The following is a 17,767-nucleotide window of genomic DNA, read 5'->3' as shown; positions in this document are numbered from 1 at the left end:
CTCAGGGTTTCATGTCAGCCGGCAAGCGGAGCAGTGGAAATGAATGAGCTAAAGCAGAATTCTGCGGCCAGGGATTGGCTGGAAGCCGAACTCGCCGACACGCTCGATGAGGACTATGAGCTGGAAATCTCGGAGCCGGCGCTGTCGCTGGAGATCGCCAAGATCTACAAGAACGCGCATCCGCCGTCGATCGATCGCATGCAGTATTTCCGCGACCTGATCGGCTTGCAGTCGGAACTGATCAAGCTGCAGTCCTGGGTTGCCTACCACAAGAAGAAGCTGGTGGTGGTTTTCGAAGGACGCGATTCCGCCGGCAAGGGCGGCGTCATCAAGCGCATCACCCAGCGCCTCAACCCGCGCATCTGCCGCGTCGTGGCGCTGCCGGCGCCGACCGAGCGCGAAAAATCGCAGTGGTATTTCCAGCGCTACGTGCCGCATCTGCCGGCCGGCGGCGAGATCGTGCTGTTCGACCGCTCCTGGTACAACCGCTCCGGCGTCGAGCGGGTGATGGGCTTTGCCGAACCCGATCAGGTCGAAGAGTTCTTCCGCGACGTGCCGGAGTTCGAGCGCATGCTGGTCCGCTCCGGCGTCACGCTGGTCAAATACTGGTTCTCGATCACCGACGAGGAACAGCAGATGCGCTTCATGATGCGCATCCACGATCCGATGAAGCAGTGGAAGCTGTCGCCGATGGACCTGCAGTCGCGCGTGCGCTGGGAGCAGTACACCAAGGCCAAGGAAGAGACGTTCGCCCGCACCAACATCCCAGAGGCACCGTGGTACATCGTCGAAGGCAACGACAAGAAGCGGGGGCGGCTGAACTGCATCGACCATCTCCTCAAACAGCTGCCCTATGAGGACGTGCCGCACGAAGAAATCACGCTGCCCGAGCGGGTGTTCAACCCGGAGTACGAGCGCCAGGTCCTGCCGCGCGAGCTTTACGTGCCGGAGAAGTATTGAGCACTTTTCCTTCTCCCCGTTTCACGGGGAGAAGGTGCCTGAAGGGCGGATGAGGGGCAGCGCCGGCATCGACGAATTCACAGCCGTCGGACGCTGCTAACCTCCAAAAGCAGCGCTGCCCCTCATTGCCTGCCGGGCATTTCTCCCCGCAAAACGGGGAGAAAGAAGCCTGCGCCTGTTACTTCGCCACTATACCCGCTTGATCGTCACATGCGTGGCGAGCGCCGTGGCCACCTGCTCGGTGCACTGGTAACCCAGCTTCAGCATATCCAGCCCGGCAAACAGGCTCTCGCCCCTCCCGAGCAACACCGGCGACACCGCCAGATGCAACTCGTCGATGAGCTTCTCTTGCAGATATTGCCGGATGGTGGAAACGCCGCCGCCGACGCGGACATCCTTGCCGCCGGCCGCGGCCTTTGCTTGTTCGAGCGCGGCGTGGATGCCGCCGGCAACGAAGTGGAAAACGGTGCCGCCTTCCATCACAATGGGGTCGCGCTTGTAGTGGGTCAGCACGAAGGTCGGCACGTGATAGGGCGGGTTGTCGCCCCACCAGCCTTTCCAGCTCTCGTCTGGCCATTCGCCGCGGATTGGGCCGAACATGTTGCGGCCGAGGATCCAGGCCCCGACATTGTCGAAGCTGCGGACAGTGAACCGGTCGTCCACATCGGTGGTGCCGCCATCCTTGCCGACCATCTCATGGAAGGTGCGGGTGCCGGTCATCCATTTGTGCAGATATTCGCCACCAACGCCGAGCGGATTTTGCAGGTCCTGGTCAGGACCGGCGCCGAAACCGTCGAGCGACAAGGTGAAGGCATTGACGCGCAGTTTGGACATGGAAGACTCCCTTTGGTGACCAGTTGTGATTTGCAATCAGTATTCAAACTGATTGCATTTTGCAACTAGTATTTTTAGAGGCAAGCCGATCTGTGGAATGCGCAGGGACCTCAAGCCGCCACGCGCTTCGGCATCACCGCAAACGGGCTGAGCCCAAGCCAGATCTGCATCTTGCCGGCGACGTCGAGATCGCCGGTCAGGCTGATCTTGTCGCGTTCCTTGTGAACTGTCGTCAGCCCCATCCAGATCGAGGTCATGGTGCACAGATCGGTCGAGACGTAGAGATCGACGTCGAAGCCCGGATCGTACCAGCAAAGATCGACCTCGCCCTGCTTCTCGACGATCAGCCACCACGATCGTTTTGACGCCGGCAGGTCATGGTACAGGAATTGTATCACGGTGCGCCCGTCCGGCAGCGGACTGGGGTTCAGATTGCGCCGCATGTCCCACATCAGCAGCGACGGATCGAGGTTTTTGAGCGACAGCCTGGCCTCGACCCATTTCTGGCCCCAAAACCCCATCGCCTCGACAACCGGGCGCAAATCCCGGCCCGCCTCGGTCAGCCGGTATTCGAACACGCCCTTCTCGGTCGCGATCTCGGTCCGCTCGACGATGCCGCCGGCCTCGAGGTCCTTGAGCCGTTGCGACAGAAGGGTTGGCGACATTTTCGGCACGCCGCGGCGCAAATCGTTGAAGCGGGTCGATCCCGCCACCAGTTCGCGCAGCAGCACCATGGTCCAGCGTGTGCAGAGCAGCTCGGCGGCCATGGAGAGCGGGCAGAATTGCTTGTAACCGGCTTGTGTCATGTGGTGAGCTCCAAAAGATGTTGCCGGACCTTATTCAGAAAACCTGAGTTCAGCCAGTACAGAAGCTGTACTGGCACCCCCGGTACAGTTCTGTGACTGGAGCGGTCCGGCGCCGCCATGCGAGGCAGCGGTCACGTCACCGGGCAGTCCGGTGCCGATCCATGAGGAGTTGGACAATGACCGCTTACGTGATCGCAGACATCAAGGTGAAGGACGACAAATGGGTGCCGGCCTATGCCGCTTCGGTGCATGACCTCGTCCACAAGCATGGCGGCAAGTATCTCGCCCGCAGCGGCAATGTGAAGACGCTGGAGGGCAAGCCGCTCGACACCAGCCTGATCGCCATCATGGCGTTTCCGTCGGCAAAGGCAGCCGAAGCCTTCACCAACGATCCGCAATACGCTCCGTTTGTGGCGGAGCGTCAGAAGGGCAGCGACAGCCGCTTCCAACTGATCGACGATACCGATCTCGCCGGAACGATTCCTTATTTGCCAAAGGCGTGAGGAAAAGCCGGAACCCGGAGCATCCAGGTTCCGGCTAACCCTTCAGCAGCTGCGCCACTTCCGGCGCGAAGTAAGTCAGGATGCCGTCGCAGCCGGCGCGCTTGAAGGCGAGCAGGCTCTCCAGCATTGCCTTTTCGCCGTCGATCCAGCCATTGGCGGCCGCCGCCTTGATCATCGAATATTCGCCTGACACCTGGTAGGCGAAGGTCGGCATCTGGAACTCGTCCTTCAGCCGGCGGATGATGTCGAGATAGGGCAGGCCGGGCTTGACCATCAGCATGTCGGCGCCCTCGGCGATATCCTGCTCGGCCTCGCGCACCGCTTCGTCGGAATTGGCGTGGTCGAGATAGTAGGTCTTCTTGTCGCCCTTGAGCAGGCCGGCGGTGCCGACCGCCTCGCGGTAGGGGCCGTAGAAAGCGGAGGCGAATTTCGTCGCATAGGACATGATCGCCACATCCGAAAAACCGTTGGCGTCGAGTGCGTCGCGGATGGCGCCAATGCGGCCGTCCATCATGTCGGACGGCGCGATGATGTCGGCGCCGGCCGCTGCCTGGATGACGGCCGCGGCGGTCACCTGTTCCACTGTCTCGTCATTGACGATGATGCCGTCGCGCAAGATGCCGTCATGGCCGTGCGAGGTGAACGGATCGAGCGCGGCATCGGTGATGATGCCGATCTCCGGCACCGCGTCCTTGATGGCGCGGGTTGCGCGGTTGATGATGTTTTCCGGGTCGAGGATGTGCGATCCCGTCAGGTCGCGCAGGCTGAGTTCAACATTGGGGAAGGTGGCGATCGCCGGAATGCCGAGCTTAGCGGCCCGCTCGGCCTCCTTGACGGCGAGGTCCAGCGACAGGCGGAAGACGCCGGGCATGGCGGCGATCGGCTCGCGCGTGTTCTTGCCGTCGATCACGAAGATCGGCCAGATCAGATCGTTCACCGTAAGCCGGTTTTCCTGCACCAGGCGGCGCGACCAGTCGGCCTTGCGCATGCGCCGCAAGCGGCGGCTGCCGGTGATCTCGTCGACGCTGCGCGCACCGGCGGGCTTTGCCGGTGCGAATTTGTTGCTCGTCGCGGGGGTGAATTTGTTCATCGCAAAAACTCCGGGTCGGGGCGGCTTTTACCACGAGGCCTTGCCGCTGACCAATGCGACACGATTGTGCCAGTCGATAACGCGCTGCTTACGGCTTCGGCGGCCACGCCAGCTCGGGGCCGGTTTTGAAGAACGACACATTGTTGGTGAAGATGCTCTTCGGGGCAAGCCGGATCAGGCGCCCGTCCGGATGGCCGATGTCGGCGACATTGTCGATGAACCAGCGGTTCCAGGTCGCCTCCGGGCCGAGATATTTGTGCAGCAGCCGTTTGAAGCGGTTCGGCGCCATCGGCTCGATGGTGGCGGAGCCGCGCAGGCCGAGATGCAGCAGGATGCCGGCCTCATTGTCGAAATGGACGATCTCCACGGCGCAGCGCGGGTCACGTTCGAGGTGTTTGACAGCACTTGCCCCGGTCGAGCCGAGCAGCCAGATTGCAGCGTCCTCCCAGATGAACCACATCGGCGCGTTGCGCGGCGCGCCGTCAGGCGTCACGGTCGCCAGATTTGCCATCAGCGGGCGGCTGAGAACATCATCCGGGTCGAACTTTTTCGCATCTCCCAGCCATGGCTCGGCGCTGCGGTTTCAAGCGTCATGCGTTTGTCCCTGCATCAGAAGAAAGGCTGTTTCGCCCGGCAATTCTGCGCGCTTTTCTGCGGGGGGCAAAGCACGGTTGCGTTCCCTTGCGAAAATCCAAACCGCGCCCGCCGGTTGACGCACCCATGCGCCACCTTTAGCACTTCAGTCCCGCAGGCGCGGGGAGGGATTCTCTGACGATGGATTTTGGCGGCGGCGACGAGATCCGCTTCGAACGGTTGGGCAAGGCGGGCGTCGTCACGCTGACGCGGCCGCAGGCGCTCAATGCGCTGACACATCGCATGATCAAGGCGCTGGACAAGGCGCTCGACGCTTTTGAGCGCGATACCGGCGTCGATGTCGTCATCGTCAAGGCCGAGGGCAGGGCGTTTTGCGCCGGCGGCGACATCATGCACGTCTACGAGGCCCGCGCCGGAAAGCCGCCGGTCGAGTTCTTCGCCGACGAATACCGGCTCAACGCCCGCATCAACAGTTACAAAAAGCCCTATGTCGCGCTGATCGACGGGATCGTTATGGGCGGCGGCGTCGGCATCTCTTTCCACGGTTCGCAGCGTGTGCTGACCGAGAACGCCCAGTTCGCCATGCCCGAAGTCGGCATCGGTTTCTTCCCCGATGTCGGCGGCAGCCATCTTCTGCCCGACCTTGGCGGCAGCTTCGGCATGTATCTGGCGCTGACCGGCAACCGCATTCGCTATGGCGATGCGCTGTGGTCTGGCCTGGCCACCCACACCATCAAGGCCGCCGACCAGGCTGCCTTTCTCGATCGGCTCTGCGCCAATGGCGATCCGGAATCGGTGCTGCGCGGCTTTTTCGTGCCGGCCAGGCGGGAGACCGGCCAGCCGGTGCTGGAAGCCATTGCCCGGCATTTTTCCCAACCCTCGCTCGCCGAAATCCTCGAGAGCCTGGAGCGGGCGGCAGGCGCCGACGAGTTTGCCGCCAAGACGCTGGCCACCATCCGCACCCGCTCGCCGACCAGCCTCAATGTCGCGTGGCGCCAGATCAGCGCCGGGCTGACGCTGTCGATGGAAGCCTGCATGAAGATGGAGTTCCGCATCCTCAACCGCATGCTGGCCGGGCACGACTTCTATGAAGGCATCCGCGCCGTCCTCGTCGACAAGGGTTCGACGCCGCAATGGCGGCCGGCAAGCCTGGCCGAGGTTGACGCTGCTTCGGTGGACGCCTATTTCGCGCCGCTCGAACGGGAGCTCGAACTGTGAGCGAGGTCACGTCGCGGCGTATCGTGCTGCAGCCCTCGGGCGTCGAGATCATCTTCGCCTGGTTCCAGCGCGTCATAGCGGGCTACTGCCTGTTGTTCGGCATCCTGTACTGGATCCGGCTGATCGGCTTTTATCCCGGCCCGCTGTGGCGCTTCGACCTGATGCCGGTGCACTGGCAGGTCGTGGCGGTGATGCTGGCCGTGTTCTTCCCCTTCGCCGCCGCCGGCCTGTGGATGCTGGCGTCGTGGGGCCCGGTGATCTGGTTCATCTGTGCTGTCACCGAGACCATCATGTATGCCGGCTTCCCCGATCTGTACGGCCACCGGCCGCTGATCGTCTTCTCGCATGCCGCGGTCGCGCTGCTCTACATCGCCTTCCGCATCGTCATCTGGATGCGCAAGCGCCCCGCGCGCGCCTGAAACGCCGCCCCGCAGCCATTGGCTAAATCTTTAGGTTAATTATCCTTGCTCGGGTGACCGTTCGTTAAGCGTCTTGCGAAACCTATTACCGGTAAGCTCTTGTTAGCCCTAGCGTTTAAGTCGAATTTTATGAGTATTCGATAGTGTCGCAATCAAGGTGAAAAACAAAAAATCACCAGGGCGACAAACGAGAGGCAAAGACAATGATCAATTCGCGTCCGGCGGCGAAGACCGCCAACGTATCCGACGATCGCCGCGAGGCTATCCGTTCGCTTTACATGGAATCGCTGCAGCTGGTGGAGCGTCTGCATCGCCGTCTGCTTGACGTGATCAAGGACGAGTTCGACCGCAACGGCCGTTCCGACATCAATGCCATCCAGGCGCTGCTTCTGTTCAACATCGGCAACTCCGAGCTGACCGCCGGCGAGCTGCGCTCGCGTGGCTACTATCTCGGCTCGAACGTCTCCTACAATCTGAAGAAGCTGGTCGATCTCGGCTTCATCAACCACCAGCGCTCGCGCATCGACCGCCGTTCGGTCCGCGTCTCGCTGACGCCGAAGGGCAATGAAGTGGCCGAAGTCGTCGCCGGTCTCTATGAGCGCCATGTCGGCTCGATCGAACAGGTCGGCGGCATCAACAGCGAAGAGTTCAAGCAGATGAACCGCGCGCTGCAGCGCCTCGACCGCTTCTGGAACGACACCATCGCCTACCGGATGTAATCAGCGGGCCATTGAATAGCAGCTGCGCCGGAAGAAGCGCGGCCGGAGGAAAGTCTCAGCCAACAGGCCGGTGCCGAAAAGCACCGGCCTTTTCTTTTTCGAGCCGCCTGCGCTTCCAATTCGGCGCAAAGCCACGTTGCCGCCATATTCGCGGTGGAAGCGAGGGGTGTGGGTATGCGGCGGCGAAAGCTGTTCGCGCGCCTGTAAGGTCGCATCGCGGTCCGCTTTTGACGGCCAGGTGACGCAGGTCATGGTTGGCTAATTGTTAACAGTGCCAACTTTAGAGTGCGGGCGATATCGCCCAACATCGAGCACGTAGCCGAACGCTGCAACAGCCAAACGCTACAAGCCAAACACGACAAGAATGTCTGGAACGTCCATGAGAACCAGCCGCCGCTTTTTCCTTTCCGGAGCTTCCGCGCTCGCCGTTGCCATGGTTGCCAATGCCGCCAGCGCGCAGGATGTGATCGACGATATCCTGAAGTCTTCGAACCGTGGCAATTGGGACGACCAGTTCGATGCCCGCGCCTCGGAGGGCGGCAAGGTCGCCTCGACGCTGCCGATCTTCAGCCTGCAGACGGTCGCCTTCACCGAACAGGCGGTGGCGCAGTATCAGAACATCGTCGCCCAGGGCGGCTGGGGCGAGGTGCCGGCGACCAAGAAGCTGCAGCTTGGCGTCGACGATCCGGACGTGGTGCCGCTGCGCAAGCGGCTGATGGTTTCGGGCGACCTGGCGCAGAGCGCCGGCATTTCGACGTCGTTCGATTCCTACGTCGACGCCGCGGTCAAGCGCTTCCAGGCGCGCCATGGCCTGCCGGCCGACGGCGCCATGGGCAAATACACCTATGCCGCGATGAACGTTTCGGCGCAGATCCGCCTCGGTCAGCTGCAGACCAACCTGGAGCGCCTGCGCGAAAAGGCCGGCACGCTGGGCAGCCGTTATGTGCTGGTCGATATCCCGGCGGCACAGATCGAGGCGGTCGAGAACGATCGCGTCGTGCTGCGCCACACCGCAATCGTCGGCAAGATCGACCGCCAGACCCCGGTGGTCAATTCCAAGATCAACGAGATCATCGTCAATCCTTACTGGAACGCGCCGGTCTCGATCGTGCGCAAGGACATCATTCCGCTGATGCGGAAGAACCCCGACTATCTCAAGGACAGCCATATCCGCCTGTTTGCGCCGGATGGCAGCGAAGTCGATCCGATGACTGTCGATTGGTCGACGGATGATGCCGCAAAATACCGCTTCCGCCAGGATCCGGGTTCCGGCAACGCCATGGCTTCGGTCAAGATCAACTTCCCCAGCCCCGACGGCGTCTACATGCACGATACGCCGCAGCAAAGCCTGTTCGGCAAGATGATGCGCTTCGATTCCTCGGGCTGCGTGCGTGTCCAGAACGTGCGCGACCTCGTCACATGGATCCTGCGCGACACACCCGGCTGGGACCGCCAGCATTTCGAGGCGACCATCAAGACCGGCGAGAACACGCCGGTGCAGGTCGTCAACCCGGTTCCGGTCCACTTCCTCTATGTGTCGGCCTGGTCGACGGGTCCGGGCGTCGTGCAGTTCCGCGACGACGTCTACGCGCTCGATGGCGCCAGCGAACTGCAGATCACCTCTTCGCTCTAAGCTGCTGATCTCCTTCAGCAAAGGCCACCGCAAGGTGGCCTTTTCCGTTCGACATCCCAACAGAAGAAGACTGGTGGCCGCCAGCCATGCAGGCCATGAACACTGCCGGACGTTGCGCCGCAGGCCCATCTGGACGGACTAACGGCAATTGCGCATGGTACTCAAAACAGCCGGAATCGCGCCATGCAGGTCGCAATCTTCATCCTCGCCGTGCTGGTTTTCGTCGCTCTTTCCGGCGCACTGGTGCGGTTGGTTCGGGTGCCGCTGCCGGTGCTGCAGATTGCCATCGGCGCCGCGCTCGCCTGGCCGGTGAAAGGCATCCATGTCGAGATCGACCCCGAACTCTTCCTGCTGGTGTTCATTCCGCCGCTTTTGTTCGGCGATGCCTATGGAGCGCCCAAACGCGAGCTGATCGCGCTGCGCGGGCCGATCCTCGATCTGGCCATCGGGCTGGTCTTCTTTACCATTGTCGGCTTCGGTTATGCCTTGCACTGGTTGGTGCCGAGCATCCCGCTGGTCGTCGCCTTCGCGCTCGCCGCCGTGCTGTCCCCGACCGACGCCGTGGCGGTGTCCTCGATCGTCGACAGAAGCCTGGTGCCGGCGCGGCTGATGCATATTCTGGAAGGCGAGGCGCTGCTCAACGACGCCTCGGGCCTGGTCATGTTCCGCTTCGCCGTCGCCGCCGCCGTGACCGGCAGCTTTTCCTTCGCCGATGCATCGCTGTCCTTCGTCTATGCCGTCGCCATCGGCATCCTGGCCGGCATCGCCGCGTTGTTCATCGCCGCCAGGCTGCTGCAGCTTCTGAATCGCATCGGCGGCGTTCCGGCCGAGGCGCAGGTTCTGGTCATGGTCCTGCTGCCCTTCATTGCCTATCTCGTCGCCGAACATCTGCATGCCTCAGGCATTCTGGCGGCGGTCACCGCCGGGCTTTTGACCGGCGGCTCCGGCGTCTTCCGCTTCCTCGGCGTCTCGGCGCGCATGCAGACGATCTCGCTGTGGACGACCTTGTCCTTCGTCTACAATGGCGCGCTGTTCATCGTGCTCGGCATGCAGCTTCCCGAAATCATTCGCCGCGTGCCGCCCGAACTGACCGGCCATTACCCGATCATCCAGCCGGTCGCGACGGTGATAGCGCTGACGCTGTGCCTGATCGCGCTGCGCTTCCTCTGGATCTGGGTCGGCGACATCGCGGCAGGCCTCAAGGCAAAATGGGGAAAGCGCAAGGCCGAGCCGTTCGGGATGCGTGTGCGGCTTGCCGGCTCGGTGGCGGGCGTGCGCGGCGCGATCACGCTGGCCGGCATCCTGTCGCTCCCGCTCGCCATGCCGGACGGCTCGCCTTTTCCCGCGCGCGACCTGGTGATCTTTCTCGCCGCCGGCGTCATCATCTGTTCGCTCGCCATCGCCAGCGTGGCGCTGCCGAAGATAGCGCACGGACTGGTCGAGCCGGGCGAGGATGGCAGCGCCATCGAGGAGCGTCTCGCCCGCATCGGCGCCGCCAAGGCGGCCATCGCCCGCATCGAAAGCATGGCGGGCGCCAGCGACGACGACCAGGGCGAGGTGCCCGGCGCCAGGCTTGCCGCCGCCGAAAACATCGTCGCCGGCTACCGGCGCCGCATCGCCACCTCGGACGAGGCCGACGACGCCCGGGCGGAGGCCCGCGAAGCCGGGCGGCTGGAGCTCGAAATGCGGCTTGCCGGCATCGAGGCCGAGCGCATCGCCGTGCGCGACATGTTAAGCAGCGGCGCGATCAACGACCATACGGCGCGGGCGCTGTTTACCGAGATCACGCTCACCGAAGCCTTGCTGCAGGGGCGGCAGGAGCGAAAATAGCGGTTCAGGGCCGCTCTGGCGCAATCCGGCCAGCAAATTTCGCGCTGCAAACGTGGCGAGGCGAAAACAACTGTGTTAATGGCGCGGCAATGCATGTCGCCCGGAACCGTGCAGCGGTTTCGGGACAACGATATGCATAGATAAATGCCCCGAACCGAAGGATTTCAGGCCATGGCAACTGCAGCGGCAGCGTCGAACAAATTCGAATCCTTCTTCGAAACCACGCTGGAAGATGCCGATCCGGAGATCTTCGGCTCGATCCGCAACGAGCTTGGCCGCCAGCGTCACGAGATCGAGCTGATCGCCTCGGAAAACATCGTTTCGCGAGCCGTGCTCGAGGCGCAGGGCTCGATCATGACCAACAAATACGCCGAGGGTTATCCGGGCAAGCGCTATTATGGCGGCTGCCAGTTCGTCGACGTCGCCGAGGAACTCGCCATCGAGCGCGCCAAAAAGCTGTTCGGCTGCAACTTCGCCAATGTCCAGCCGAATTCCGGCAGCCAGATGAACCAGGCGGTCTTCCTGGCGCTGCTGCAGCCGGGCGATACCTTCATGGGCCTCGACCTGAACTCCGGCGGCCACCTGACGCACGGCTCGCCCGTCAACATGAGCGGCAAATGGTTCAAGGTCGTTTCCTACGGCGTGCGCAAGGACGACCATCTGCTCGACATGGACGCGATCGAAAAGACCGCGCATGAGACCAAGCCGAAGCTGATCCTGGCCGGCGGCACCGCCTATTCGCGCATCTGGGACTGGAAGCGCTTTCGCGAGATCGCCGATGCGGTCGGCGCCTATCTGATGGTCGACATGGCCCATATCGCCGGCCTCGTCGCCGGCGGCGTGCATCCGTCACCGCTGCCGCACGCCCATGTCGTGACCACGACCACGCACAAATCGCTCCGCGGCCCGCGCGGCGGCATGATCCTGTGCAATGACGAGGACATCGCCAAGAAGATGAACTCGGCGGTTTTCCCCGGCCTGCAGGGCGGGCCGCTGATGCATGTCATCGCCGCCAAGGCTGTCGCCTTCGGCGAGGCGCTGAAGCCGAGCTTCAAGCTCTATGCCGAGAGCGTCGCCGCCAACGCCAAGGCGCTGGCGTCGAGCCTCAAGGAAACCGGCCTCGACATCGTGTCCGGCGGCACCGACAACCATCTGATGCTGGTCGATCTCAGGCCCAAGAACGCCACCGGCAAGCGCGCCGAGGCAGCGCTCGGCCGCGCCAACATCACCTGCAACAAGAATGGCATCCCGTTCGATCCGGAAAAGCCTTTCGTCACCTCGGGCGTGCGTCTGGGCACGCCGGCCGGCACCGCGCGCGGCTTCGGCCAGGCCGAGTTCCGCGAGATCGGCAAGTTGATCGCCGAGGTGCTGGACGGGCTGAAGGTCGCCAATTCCGACGAAGGCAATGCGGCTGTGGAAGCAGCCGTGAAGGCCAAGGTCGTGGCGCTGACCGATCGTTTCCCGCTCTATCCCTATCTCGGTTGACCGCCAGCGGCGCATCGTCTTTTATCCCGCGCTCTGCGCCGCTTGCTGTCCGGGCGGCGCGGCCTGTGGAGATCTGACGATGCGCATGTTCCATCCTGCCGTTCTGGCCTTCCTCGGCTTGCTTGCCACCTTCACTGTGTCGTGCGCGATCGCCGAGGAGCAGACGCAGCCGGGCACGGATATCCCGGCCACCAGCACCTTTGGCAGGTGGACCACGATCATCGATGCGCTCGACACCGGCCAGGATTCGCACAAGACCTGTGCGGCCTCGACAGCCTTTGTCGACGGCAACGGCAATGCCGGCACGCTGACGCTTTCGATCTCGACTGGCGACGCCCTGCCGCCCGATGCCTATCCGGCGATCATGTTCACCATCGCCAACAAGGAGCTGCCGACCGGCAAGAAGATCGCCGCGACCTTTGGCGACCCCGGCGTCAAGGTTTCCGCGACCGTCTATTCCAATGATGCCGGCCGCCCGAGCTGGACCGTCGACAACCAGGTCAAGACCAGTCTCGCTTTGTTGCGGGCCATGCGCCAGGTCATCTCGCTCGATGTGACGTTCGGCAAGCAGGCTGTCGCCAGCATCCCGATGGATGGCTTCACCAAGGCCTACCGCAACCTCGGAACGTCCTGCGGCTTCCCGACCAAGGACGTCGCCCCCTGACATATCTGGCGCGGCTGGCAATTTTCCTCCCGCCTCGCTATCTCTGAGGGCGCGAGCGGCCGTTGCCGAACCTTTGCCGTCCCGGCAAAAACCTCTAAGCCTATCGTTCCGCCAGAATCGCCAACCTGAAGGCTCTCCATGCGCTGTCCCTATTGCCAGTCCGAAGATACGCAGGTGAAGGATTCGCGCCCCGCCGAGGATGGCGCGGCGATCCGCCGGCGGCGCGTCTGTCCCGATTGCGGTGGCCGTTTCACCACTTTCGAGCGCGTCCAGTTGCGCGACCTCGTGGTGGTGAAGAAGTCCGGCAGAAAGGTGCCGTTCGACCGCGACAAGCTCTTGCGTTCGGTGGAGATCGCGGTGCGCAAGCGCAATGTCGATCCCGAGCGCATCGACCGCGCCGTCACCGGCATCGTGCGCCAGCTCGAAAGCTCCGGCGAGACTGAAATCGCCTCGGGCGAGGTCGGCCGGCTCGTCATGGAAGCGCTGAAGTCGCTCGACGACGTCGCCTATGTCCGCTTCGCCTCGGTCTATCGCAATTTCCGTGAGGCTAAGGACTTCCATGACGTGCTGGGTGAGCTCAAAGGTGACGAACTCAAAGGCGACGAGCTGAAGAGCGAAGAGGACGCCGGCTGAGCATGGCAAGCCAAACGTCAGGGAAGGCCGATCAGCAGGCCCTCGATCGCCGCTTCATGGCCGCGGCGCTGAGGCTCTCGCGCAGAAATGCCGGCCGCACCTCGACCAACCCTTCCGTCGGCACCATAATCGTTCGCGACGATGGCGCCGGCCCGATGATCGTCGGCACAGGGGTCACGGCTGTTGGCGGCCGGCCGCATGCCGAGACCGAGGCGCTGACTGAAGCCGGCGAGTTGGCGCGCGGCGCCACCGCCTATGTCACGCTGGAGCCCTGCGCCCACCATGGCCGCACCCCGCCTTGCGCCAACGCGCTGGTCAATGCCGGAGTGGCGCGGGTCGTCGGCGCCGCCAGCGATCCCGATCCGCGCGTCTCCGGCAAAGGCTATGCCATCCTGCGCGCCGCCGGCATCGAAGTGGTCGAAAAGGTGCTGGTCGAGGAAGCCGCCGAGCAGATGGCCGGCTATTTGATTCGATCCATGAAAAAGCGTCCGGAAGTGACTCTGAAGCTTGCGCTTTCCAGCGACGGCAAGATCGGCAGGCATGGCGCCGGCCAGGTCGCGATCACCGGCGATATCGCCCGCCGCGAAGTCTATCTGATGCGCGCCGAAGCCGATGGCATACTGGTCGGCATCGGCACGGCGCTGGAGGATGATCCCGCGCTCACCGTGAGGCTGCCGGGGCTGGAGAACCGCTCGCCGGCGCGCATCGTGCTCGACCGCCAGATCAGGCTGCCGGAAGCCTCGAAGCTGGTCTCCGGCACCGACCGGGTGCCGCTCTATGTCGCCGCGAGCCTGGAGGCTGATCCGCTACGGCGGTCGGTGCTGGAGCGTGCCGGCGTGCGCTTCATCGGCACCGAAACCCATGAAGGCGGCGTGGCCTTGCCGGAACTGCTCGAGGATCTCGGCGCGCTCGGCATGGCCAGCGTTCTGGTCGAAGGCGGCGCCAAGGTGGCCAGCGCCTTCCTCGCCGAAGGACTGATCGACCGCATCGTGCTGTTCCAGGGACCGGAAGCGATCGGCGAGGGCGGCATTGCATCGCCCATCGACGCCAACCATATCCCGGCAGGCTTCCGCAAATTGCGCGAGATGCGCTTCGGGGAAGACAGCTATGCCGAATGGGTGAGAGATATCTGAAATGTTCACTGGAATTGTCACCGATATCGGCACCGTCGCGGCCGTCAAGCCGCTGAGCGAAGGCGTCGGCCTGCGCATCGACACCGCCTATGACCCCGCGACGATCGCCATCGGTGCCTCGATCTCCTGCGGCGGCGTCTGCCTGACGGTGACGGCGCTGCCAGATGGCGGCTCGAACGCCCGCTGGTTCGAGGTCGAAGCCTGGGAAGAGGCACTGAGGCTGACCACGGCGTCGGGCTGGAAATCAGGCACCAAGGTCAATCTCGAGCGGGCACTGAAGATCGGCGACGAACTCGGCGGCCACATCGTGTCGGGTCATGTCGATGGCATGGCCGAAATCGCCGAGCGCAAGGATGAAGGCGATGCCGTTCGCTTCACGCTGGAGGCGCCACGCGAACTGGCGAAATTCATCGCGCCCAAGGGTTCAGTCGCACTCGACGGCACCTCACTCACCGTCAACAAGGTCGAAGGCGCCCGTTTCGACGTGCTGTTGATCCATCATTCGCTGACCGTGACCACCTGGGGCGAGCGCAAGGTCGGCGACAAGGTCAACCTCGAGATCGACACCATGGCCCGCTACGCCGCGCGGCTGGTCGAGGCCGCGAAGGAAGGTTTGTGATGACAAAAGACGAAATTCACTTCGGGCAGCGGGAAGAGCTCCACACTGAGGACGCGCTCGGCCTCGGTTTGTCGGTCAACGATCGCAAGGTTTTCCCTGAAGCTCTGATCAATGCTCAGCCCATAAACGATCGTCTTCGCGATACAGTGCGTCGGTATCGCGAGGCTACCGGTATCTGACGGCCTCACCTCCAGCAATCTTCCGCTTGCGATCAAACCGGCTTCGGCCTAAGTCACCGGCTACCCCCGGAGACATTCATGGCAGGCACATCCCAACACGGCAAAGCGTTCATTCGCCCGAAGAAGAAGGCCCACCTTCTGATTATCGAGGCGCGCTTTCATGACGATCTTGCCGACGCGCTGCTCGACGGCGCGACGAGCGCGCTCGACGAAGCCGGCGCGACCTATGACGTCGTCACCGTTCCCGGTTCGCTGGAAATTCCAGCAGTGATCACTTTTGCGCTCGACGGCATGGGCGAGGGCGGCAAGGACTATGATGGTTTTGTCGCGCTCGGCACCATCATTCGTGGCGACACTTATCATTTCGACATCGTCGCCAATGAATCGAGCCGCGCGCTGATGGATCTCTCGGTGCAGGAAGCGATTGCGATCGGCAACGGCATCCTGACCACCGAGAACGACGCGCAGGCCTGGACGCGCGCCAAGCGCTCGGAGGGCGACAAGGGCGGCTTTGCCGCGCGCGCGGCGCTGACCATGATCGCGCTCAAGGAGAAGCTGGGAGCGCAATCGTGAGCGAACCCGCTTCGCCCGGCCAGCCCGCGATACGCCACGCCAACAAGCGTGGCGCCGCCCGTCTGGCCGCCGTGCAGGCGCTTTACCAGATGGACGTGGCCGGCAGCGGCGTCTTCGAGATCACCGCCGAATACGAGGCGTTCCGGCTCGGCAAGGAAGTCGACGGCGCGCTTTATCGCGAGGCCGACGCGCAGTGGTTCCGCGCCATCCTGGCCGGCGTCGTCGAGAACCAGACGACCATCGATCCGATCATACGCCAGGCGCTGACGGAAGACTGGCCGCTGTCCAGACTCGACTCGACGTTGCGCGCCATCCTGCGCGCCGGCGTCTACGAACTGATGAAGCGCGACGACGTGCCGGTGGCCGTCATCGTTTCGGAATATGTCGACATCGCCAAGGCCTTCTACGAGGAAGACGAGCCGAAGCTGACCAACGCCGTGCTCGACCGTGTGTCGCGCCGGGTGCGGGGCGAGGGGCGCGGCAAGGACGCATTGTGACCGGCACCGTCGCCGGCGCAGCAAGGGAAGCGCGCCGCACGGCGATCATCCTGGCGACGTCGCAGGCGATTATCGGTTCGGCCGCGCCGATTGCCATTTCCATGGGCGGGCTGGCCGGGCAATATCTGCTTGGCCCCGATAAGTCGCTGGCAACGGCGCCAATCACCGGCTTCAACATCGGCGTGGCGCTCGGCGCGTTGCCGGCCGCGGCCATCATCCGTTGGCTCGGCCAGCGCGGCGGTTTCATGACCGGCACCATCGTCACCGCGCTTGGCGGCGTCATCTCCACGTTGGCTCTGTTCCACGCCAGCTTCTGGCTGTTCGCTTTCGCGCTGCTGGTGATCGGCGTCGGCGGCGCCTTCGTCCAGCAGTTCCGCTTCGCCGCCGCCGATAATGCTCCGCCCGAATTCAAGGCGCGCGCCATTTCCTTCGTGCTGGCCGGCGGCGTCATCACCGCGATTCTCGGGCCGCAGATCGTCATCTTCACCCGCGAATTGCTGGCGCCGGTGATGTTTGCCGGCTCGTTCGTGGCCATTCCGGTTCTGGCGGCGGCCGGCGCCATCATCCTGTCATTCCTGCGCATCCCGGCCAAGGCTCCCGGCCACGCGGAAGTCGCGTCAAGCGACGCCCGGCCGCTGTCCGAGATCGTCACCCGGCCGCGTTTCGTCGCGGCACTGTTTTGCGCCGTCGGCAGCTATGCGCTGATGAGTTTCGTCATGACCGGCGCGCCGCTGGCCATGGTCGGCTGCGGCCTGTCGACGGACGACGCCACGCTCGGCATTTCCTGGCATGTGATGGCGATGTTTGCGCCGAGCTTCTTCACCGGATCGCTGATCCATCGCTTCGGCGCCGAACGCATCGTCGCAACCGGCCTGGTCCTGCTCATCGGCTGCGCCGCGGTGGCATTGTCCGGCCTGCATTTGTGGCAGTTCTGGACTGCGCTGATCCTGCTTGGCCTCGGCTGGAATTTTGCCTTCATCGGCGCCACCTCCATGGTCGCCGACAGCTACCATCCGTCCGAAAAGAGCAAGGTGCAGGGCTTCCACGACTTCGTCCTGTTCGGCTCCGTCGCCTTCGCCTCGCTAATGTCGGGCGCCATCTACAATGCCTGGGGCTGGGAGATGCTGAACTGGCTGGTTTTCCCGGTCGTCGCCCTCTGCTTCGTCGCCCTTGGCGCGCTCAAACTGACCGGATCGCGCAAAGCCCGCGCCTGATCCGGTTCTATCTTTGGCTTGGCACGACGTGTCAGCATGGCGGCGGCCGAAATCGCGGCGACCGCACAAAATTATTGCGTCTGTACCCATTGTTATGAAACCGTGTGCCCCGACGGGGCGTTGAAGCCATGCTCATATGCGGCCACCGCATTTCGGTCCAAAGC

21 protein-coding genes are annotated in these 17,767 nt (G+C 63.5%); 16 read left to right on the top strand and 5 right to left on the bottom strand.

What is annotated here, in order from left to right; all coding sequences use genetic code 11:
* The first annotated feature begins 39 nt into the window (after positions 1–39).
* Positions 40–960: a polyphosphate kinase 2 gene (gene ppk2 / locus NLY42_RS24605; RefSeq protein WP_023705076.1), complete on the top strand. Its 921-nt coding sequence runs from the start codon at positions 40–42 to the stop codon at positions 958–960.
* Between the two features lie 189 nt (positions 961–1,149).
* Here the strand turns inward: ppk2 and NLY42_RS24600 are convergent, their stop codons facing one another.
* Positions 1,150–1,794 carry a dihydrofolate reductase family protein gene (locus NLY42_RS24600; RefSeq protein ID WP_023697456.1) on the bottom strand — a complete coding sequence of 215 codons (645 nt, stop codon included), beginning with the start codon at positions 1,792–1,794 and terminating at the stop codon, positions 1,150–1,152.
* Positions 1,795–1,904: 110 nt separating this feature from the next.
* Entirely contained in the window at positions 1,905–2,600 is a 696-nt protein-coding gene (locus NLY42_RS24595) for a winged helix-turn-helix transcriptional regulator (protein WP_023682403.1), read from the bottom strand.
* A gap of 176 nt (positions 2,601–2,776) precedes the next feature.
* Between NLY42_RS24595 and NLY42_RS24590 the strand changes: the two genes are divergently transcribed.
* A complete protein-coding gene (locus NLY42_RS24590; RefSeq protein WP_023693250.1) occupies positions 2,777–3,103 on the top strand; it encodes a DUF1330 domain-containing protein in 327 nt (108 codons plus the stop codon).
* Positions 3,104–3,137: 34 nt separating this feature from the next.
* Here NLY42_RS24590 and hemB read toward each other — a convergent pair whose 3' ends face one another.
* Together hemB and NLY42_RS24580 are read right to left on the bottom strand one after the other, a co-directional pair.
* Positions 3,138–4,193: a porphobilinogen synthase gene (hemB, locus tag NLY42_RS24585; RefSeq protein ID WP_023753658.1), complete on the bottom strand. Its 1,056-nt coding sequence runs from the start codon at positions 4,191–4,193 to the stop codon at positions 3,138–3,140.
* An 88-nt stretch (positions 4,194–4,281) separates the two neighbouring features.
* Positions 4,282–4,704: a pyridoxamine 5'-phosphate oxidase family protein gene (locus tag NLY42_RS24580; RefSeq protein WP_023753657.1), complete on the bottom strand. Its 423-nt coding sequence runs from the start codon at positions 4,702–4,704 to the stop codon at positions 4,282–4,284.
* Between the two features lie 263 nt (positions 4,705–4,967).
* On the opposite strand from NLY42_RS24580, the gene NLY42_RS24575 reads away from it, so the two are divergent.
* The 3 genes from NLY42_RS24575 (at position 4,968) to ldtR (ending at position 7,143) form a co-directional block, all read left to right on the top strand.
* Positions 4,968–6,005, top strand: coding sequence for an enoyl-CoA hydratase/isomerase family protein (locus NLY42_RS24575; RefSeq protein WP_023672999.1), 1,038 nt, complete (start codon positions 4,968–4,970; stop codon positions 6,003–6,005).
* On the top strand, positions 6,002–6,424 hold the full coding sequence (locus tag NLY42_RS24570; RefSeq protein ID WP_023672998.1) for a DUF6163 family protein: 423 nt from the start codon (positions 6,002–6,004) through the stop codon (positions 6,422–6,424). Before NLY42_RS24575 ends, NLY42_RS24570 begins: the two co-directional genes overlap by 4 nt.
* Positions 6,425–6,627: 203 nt before the next feature.
* Positions 6,628–7,143 carry a transcriptional regulator LdtR gene (gene ldtR / locus NLY42_RS24565; RefSeq protein WP_023672997.1) on the top strand — a complete coding sequence of 172 codons (516 nt, stop codon included), beginning with the start codon at positions 6,628–6,630 and terminating at the stop codon, positions 7,141–7,143.
* On the opposite strand, the gene NLY42_RS24560 is transcribed toward ldtR, so the two are convergent.
* Positions 7,144–7,395: a hypothetical protein gene (locus tag NLY42_RS24560; protein ID WP_023672996.1), complete on the bottom strand. Its 252-nt coding sequence runs from the start codon at positions 7,393–7,395 to the stop codon at positions 7,144–7,146.
* Positions 7,396–7,522: 127 nt separating this feature from the next.
* Between NLY42_RS24560 and NLY42_RS24555 the strand changes: the two genes are divergently transcribed.
* The 11 genes from NLY42_RS24555 (at position 7,523) to NLY42_RS24505 (ending at position 17,603) form a co-directional block, all read left to right on the top strand.
* Positions 7,523–8,776 (top strand): L,D-transpeptidase family protein, encoded by a 1,254-nt coding sequence (locus NLY42_RS24555; protein ID WP_023682396.1) that lies wholly within the window; start codon positions 7,523–7,525, stop codon positions 8,774–8,776.
* Positions 8,777–8,959: 183 nt separating this feature from the next.
* A complete protein-coding gene (locus tag NLY42_RS24550; RefSeq protein WP_023756396.1) occupies positions 8,960–10,606 on the top strand; it encodes a Na+/H+ antiporter in 1,647 nt (548 codons plus the stop codon).
* Positions 10,607–10,777: 171 nt separating this feature from the next.
* Positions 10,778–12,091, top strand: a complete 1,314-nt coding sequence (glyA, locus tag NLY42_RS24545) for a serine hydroxymethyltransferase (protein WP_023753656.1) — start codon at positions 10,778–10,780, stop codon at positions 12,089–12,091.
* A 79-nt stretch (positions 12,092–12,170) separates the two neighbouring features.
* Positions 12,171–12,755, top strand: a complete 585-nt coding sequence (locus tag NLY42_RS24540; protein ID WP_023753655.1) for an invasion associated locus B family protein — start codon at positions 12,171–12,173, stop codon at positions 12,753–12,755.
* Between the two features lie 138 nt (positions 12,756–12,893).
* Positions 12,894–13,388, top strand: coding sequence for a transcriptional regulator NrdR (nrdR, locus tag NLY42_RS24535; protein ID WP_023669351.1), 495 nt, complete (start codon positions 12,894–12,896; stop codon positions 13,386–13,388).
* A 2-nt stretch (positions 13,389–13,390) separates the two neighbouring features.
* Complete coding sequence (gene ribD, locus NLY42_RS24530; RefSeq protein WP_023753654.1) at positions 13,391–14,521, top strand: bifunctional diaminohydroxyphosphoribosylaminopyrimidine deaminase/5-amino-6-(5-phosphoribosylamino)uracil reductase RibD; 1,131 nt, start codon at positions 13,391–13,393, stop codon at positions 14,519–14,521.
* 1 nt (position 14,522) lies between these two features.
* On the top strand, positions 14,523–15,140 hold the full coding sequence (locus NLY42_RS24525; protein WP_023708666.1) for a riboflavin synthase: 618 nt from the start codon (positions 14,523–14,525) through the stop codon (positions 15,138–15,140).
* Positions 15,140–15,319, top strand: a complete 180-nt coding sequence (locus NLY42_RS24520) for a hypothetical protein (protein WP_032895488.1) — start codon at positions 15,140–15,142, stop codon at positions 15,317–15,319. Before NLY42_RS24525 ends, NLY42_RS24520 begins: the two co-directional genes overlap by 1 nt.
* Before the next feature lie 78 nt (positions 15,320–15,397).
* A complete protein-coding gene (ribH, locus tag NLY42_RS24515) occupies positions 15,398–15,892 on the top strand; it encodes a 6,7-dimethyl-8-ribityllumazine synthase (RefSeq protein WP_023693260.1) in 495 nt (164 codons plus the stop codon).
* Positions 15,889–16,389 carry a transcription antitermination factor NusB gene (gene nusB, locus NLY42_RS24510; protein WP_023682390.1) on the top strand — a complete coding sequence of 167 codons (501 nt, stop codon included), beginning with the start codon at positions 15,889–15,891 and terminating at the stop codon, positions 16,387–16,389. Before ribH ends, nusB begins: the two co-directional genes overlap by 4 nt.
* A complete protein-coding gene (locus tag NLY42_RS24505; RefSeq protein WP_023753652.1) occupies positions 16,386–17,603 on the top strand; it encodes an MFS transporter in 1,218 nt (405 codons plus the stop codon). Before nusB ends, NLY42_RS24505 begins: the two co-directional genes overlap by 4 nt.
* The last annotated feature ends 164 nt before the right edge of the window (positions 17,604–17,767 follow it).

This window comes from Mesorhizobium sp. C372A (genome assembly GCF_030323245.1).
Lineage (GTDB): Bacteria > Pseudomonadota > Alphaproteobacteria > Rhizobiales > Rhizobiaceae > Mesorhizobium.
The sequence above is the reverse complement of the archived record's forward strand: the minus strand, read 5'-3'. Positions and strand labels throughout refer to the sequence as shown.

Coding starts and splice junctions, on each gene's coding strand:
- glyA (WP_023753656.1), top strand. CDS start 10,778: ATGGCAACTGCAGCGGCAGCGTCGAACAAATTCGAATCCTTCTTCGAA.
- NLY42_RS24575 (WP_023672999.1), top strand. CDS start 4,968: ATGGATTTTGGCGGCGGCGACGAGATCCGCTTCGAACGGTTGGGCAAG.
- NLY42_RS24555 (WP_023682396.1), top strand. CDS start 7,523: ATGAGAACCAGCCGCCGCTTTTTCCTTTCCGGAGCTTCCGCGCTCGCC.
- hemB (WP_023753658.1), bottom strand. CDS start 4,193: ATGAACAAATTCACCCCCGCGACGAGCAACAAATTCGCACCGGCAAAG.
- NLY42_RS24600 (WP_023697456.1), bottom strand. CDS start 1,794: ATGTCCAAACTGCGCGTCAATGCCTTCACCTTGTCGCTCGACGGTTTC.
- ribH (WP_023693260.1), top strand. CDS start 15,398: ATGGCAGGCACATCCCAACACGGCAAAGCGTTCATTCGCCCGAAGAAG.
- ribD (WP_023753654.1), top strand. CDS start 13,391: ATGGCAAGCCAAACGTCAGGGAAGGCCGATCAGCAGGCCCTCGATCGC.
- NLY42_RS24525 (WP_023708666.1), top strand. CDS start 14,523: ATGTTCACTGGAATTGTCACCGATATCGGCACCGTCGCGGCCGTCAAG.
- NLY42_RS24560 (WP_023672996.1), bottom strand. CDS start 7,395: ATGACCTGCGTCACCTGGCCGTCAAAAGCGGACCGCGATGCGACCTTA.
- NLY42_RS24520 (WP_032895488.1), top strand. CDS start 15,140: ATGACAAAAGACGAAATTCACTTCGGGCAGCGGGAAGAGCTCCACACT.
- NLY42_RS24540 (WP_023753655.1), top strand. CDS start 12,171: ATGCGCATGTTCCATCCTGCCGTTCTGGCCTTCCTCGGCTTGCTTGCC.
- NLY42_RS24580 (WP_023753657.1), bottom strand. CDS start 4,704: ATGGCAAATCTGGCGACCGTGACGCCTGACGGCGCGCCGCGCAACGCG.
- NLY42_RS24590 (WP_023693250.1), top strand. CDS start 2,777: ATGACCGCTTACGTGATCGCAGACATCAAGGTGAAGGACGACAAATGG.
- NLY42_RS24550 (WP_023756396.1), top strand. CDS start 8,960: ATGCAGGTCGCAATCTTCATCCTCGCCGTGCTGGTTTTCGTCGCTCTT.
- nrdR (WP_023669351.1), top strand. CDS start 12,894: ATGCGCTGTCCCTATTGCCAGTCCGAAGATACGCAGGTGAAGGATTCG.
- NLY42_RS24595 (WP_023682403.1), bottom strand. CDS start 2,600: ATGACACAAGCCGGTTACAAGCAATTCTGCCCGCTCTCCATGGCCGCC.
- ldtR (WP_023672997.1), top strand. CDS start 6,628: ATGATCAATTCGCGTCCGGCGGCGAAGACCGCCAACGTATCCGACGAT.
- ppk2 (WP_023705076.1), top strand. CDS start 40: ATGAATGAGCTAAAGCAGAATTCTGCGGCCAGGGATTGGCTGGAAGCC.